Genomic DNA, 3,470 nt, shown 5'->3' on the forward strand with positions numbered 1-3,470 from the left:
TGGTTGCTCTACGCTGCGCACGCTGAACGTGACCACTGCAACGAGTGATGGTTTCGCACGCTATGAGGTGTCGCCCAACCCCTACTCGTGACGGCAATGTAGATGTACGCGTTGAATTGACGGAGGCTGCTCCGCTCGCGCTGTTCCTCCATGCTCCCGATGGTGCGCTGTTGCAAACCGAGGTTCGCAAACCTGAAAGCTACCACGCTACGCGCCTATACCTACCTATTGTGGGCGTGTACATATTAGAGATGAGGAGTGGTGAGGCTAGGCGAAGTGTCAAGATTATAAGAAGATAGCCCATACAAGGAACGACTAAACCTGAAATGCACATGAAAAGATTGATACACATCACGTTGGCAACGGCCATAGCTCTACTGTCGCTCGCATCTTGTAACGATGGTAGCCGTACTTCACGCGGCATGGACGCACAAGGAGAAGTAAAACGGCAGATTATACACCACGCCGAACAAAAGGCCGACAAAGGTTCGGTAGTGCCGAATGCCAAGAATGGCATTGGCGGCACGCTTGTTACGCGTAAGGTGCAGGGTAGGGAAACCAACAAGGGCCTATCGCGCTTGCGCAGTTTCCGACGTCGTACAGTGAGCAAACTCTTCGCACGCGATGCGGCCGACTCGCTGCATCTGGGGCGTGCCCAGCTGCATGTTCCGAGTGGTAGTATGGAACGGGCCAAGTTGTTGAGCGTAACGCCACTGGGTAAGGGCGAACTGCCCCACCTGCCAGCAGGCATGGTGAATGTTACGGGCGATAGGGATGTGCCCGTTTCCGCATCGTTGAAAGGTGGTGTGGCAGGCTACCGCCTGTTGCCTCACGGCGAGCATTTCGTGCATGCGCCTGCAACCATCACCGTGCCCTATGATAGCGCGCTCATCCCGAAGGGCTATACGGCAGACGACATACACACCTATTATTATGATGAGCTGCAAGGCAAGTGGACGATGCTTCGCCATAAGGCCTTGGATAGGGAAAGGGAAGTGGTGATGGCCGAGACTTCGCACTTCACCGACGTGATAAACGGCATCATCAAGGTGCCGGAGAGTCCCGAAACGCAGAACTATGTGCCAACGGGTATTGCCGAACTGAAAGCTGCCGACCCCGCAGCAGGCATAACCACGGTGAATGCGCCCACGCCCAACCAAAGCGGAACGGCATCGCTGGGCTACGCCTTCGAGTTGCCCAAAGGGCGCGGCAGCATGCAACCCGCCGTGGGTTTGCAGTATGGCAGCGATGGCGGGTCGTCGTACGTGGGTTATGGTTGGAGCCTGCCTGTGCAGAGCGTGGACATTGAGACGCGCTGGGGTGTACCACGTTTCGACATCGAGCATGAGAGTGAGAGCTACCTGCTGATGGGAACGAAACTGGGCGACCGCACTTATCGTACAGCCGAACTGCCAGGCCGGGCAAAGGATAAGCGTTTTAAACCGCTGGTTGAGGGCGGCTTTGCGCGCATCATCGGCAAGGGCGATTTACCCACAAACTACACGTGGGAAGTAACTTCCAAAGATGGCACCACATCCTACTTTGGCGGCATTGGTGGTAAGATAGTAGACAACGCCGTAATCAAGGATGCCGCAGGGAACATCGTGCGTTGGGCACTTTATCGAACGGTGGACACCCACGGCAACTTCGTTTCGTACACGTACGAACACCATGACAGCACCCTCTACCCCAAGTGCTATCGCTATACGGGACACGACGACGAAGCGGGAGCTTATGCCGTGAACTTCGACTATGCCCCCGCGGCGCGCAGGGATGCCATGAGCAGCGGCCGCCTGGGTGTGCTGCAACGCGACGACCGCCTCCTGCAACGCGTAAACGTTACGTTCAACAACGAGTCCGTACGCAGCTATGCGCTGCATCATCGCGAAGGCCCGTTTGCCAAGACACTGCTAGATAGTATCGTGCAACTCGATGCTAAGGGGGCAAGGGTGGCCGCACAAGGGTTTGACTACTACGACGACGTGAAGGGCGGGATGTTCGGAAAAGCGGAGTCGTGGACATCGGAGGCAGACAGTAAGCACGAACATTTACCCCCATTGCAAAAAGCCATAAACGGATTCAGCAACGAGTTGAGCATGCTTGGTGGAGGATACTCCAAAGGAAGGACCTTGGGTGGTGGCCTGCTCGTCGGATTTGGCGTAAGTGTTGCCACCGTGAATGTCGGAGCTTCTTACATACATTCGAAGAATGAGAACTTTGGAAAGGTAGCACTAATAGACATTGACGGAGACGGGTTACCGGATAAGTTATTCCAAGCGCGGGATGGGCTTCGCTATAGGAAAAACCTCTCTGGTGAAACAGGAAATCCCATATTTGCGAAAAGTCGCATGATCAAGGGAATAGGGGAGTTTTCCAGAGGAACAAGTTCAAGCAAGACACTCAATGCTGATGCTGCCGTTGAGCTGCCTTTCGTTTCCCCTGGCGTCAGCTACAGCCGAACTTGGGATAAGACGGAAACGAAGATCTACCTGTCCGACTTCAACAACGACGGACTGGTGGACATCGCCAACAACGGCATGGTATGGTTTAACAGGATCGGCACAGACGGCCTTCCTACGTTCATACCCTCGACGAAAGAAACGCCCAATCCCATTGTCGGGCGAAGTGCAGAGATAGATTCCACTTTCATTCCCGACTATAAAGCCATCAGGGACTCCTTGGAAAAGGAGAACCCCCTGCACGACGTAGTGCGCGTATGGCGTGCGCCGTTCTCAGGAACAATCCGCATTGCCAGTGTGGTGAACAAGTCCACAACTTATGGCGACGGCATCACATACAGCATCCAAAAGGAGGAAAACGTATTAAAAAGGGATTCCATTCTCAGCACAGGGACGAGAACGGACAGCCTCACGACATCCGTCAAGGCCGGCGAAAGGCTGTTCTTCCGCTTGCAGTCGCGCTACTCGGGTGCGGCCGACAGCGTGGCGTGGTCTCAACGGGTGGAATATAGCCGGATTGTTGGCGGCAATGCCACCTACCTTGGGCAAGACCTCTCTCACTATGATGCCGCATCCGACTTCTTGGAAGGAATGACCACAGGAATGTTCTTGCCCAAGGATGGGCGCGTGGAGGTAAAGGCGCCTTACAGAAAGGGGCGGACAGGGAGTCATGTTACGCTTGTCGTGAGAAGGAAAGATTTACACGACGAACACATCCTGATGGAGAAGAAACTCCCAGCCGGCACTTCTGTTGAAGATACGTTTGAGGATGCGTTCGACGTATTGGCGAAAGATTCGGTGCAGCTGACCTTCGAGATGCTGACGGATGCTCCTTTGGAATGGAGAAACATGTCGTGGAAACCAACGTTAAGGTACGTCTCCACACAAGACACGCTCCGTGTAATTCCTTTTAGAAAGATGTATAACAAGCCCGTACTTGTGAGGGCTTCAAGAAATGTTAGGAAGGACCTGGCGAAGAACCAGAAATACGACCCGGGAGTAATTCTCGTA

The 3,470-nt window shown here is 54.3% G+C and carries 2 protein-coding genes; both read left to right on the plus strand.

Translation table 11 applies throughout. The features are described 5' to 3' along the window. Nucleotides 1-62 precede the first annotated feature (62 nt). Entirely contained in the window at nucleotides 63-299 is a 237-nt protein-coding gene (locus tag BN93_RS12555) for a hypothetical protein (protein ID WP_044260715.1), read from the plus strand. Between the two features lie 33 nt (nucleotides 300-332). Next, nucleotides 333-3,470, plus strand: a 3,138-nt coding sequence (locus BN93_RS12560) for a SpvB/TcaC N-terminal domain-containing protein (RefSeq protein ID WP_044260742.1), incomplete at its 3' end; no start/stop codon positions are given.

This window comes from Prevotella conceptionensis 9403948, assembly GCF_000312305.1.
Taxonomy (GTDB): Bacteria; Bacteroidota; Bacteroidia; order Bacteroidales; family Bacteroidaceae; genus Prevotella; species Prevotella conceptionensis.

What these genes read in the sequence shown, in the direction of transcription:
- BN93_RS12555 (WP_044260715.1), top strand. Translation starts at nt 63, where the DNA reads ATGAGGTGTCGCCCAACCCCTACTCGTGACGGCAATGTAGATGTACGC.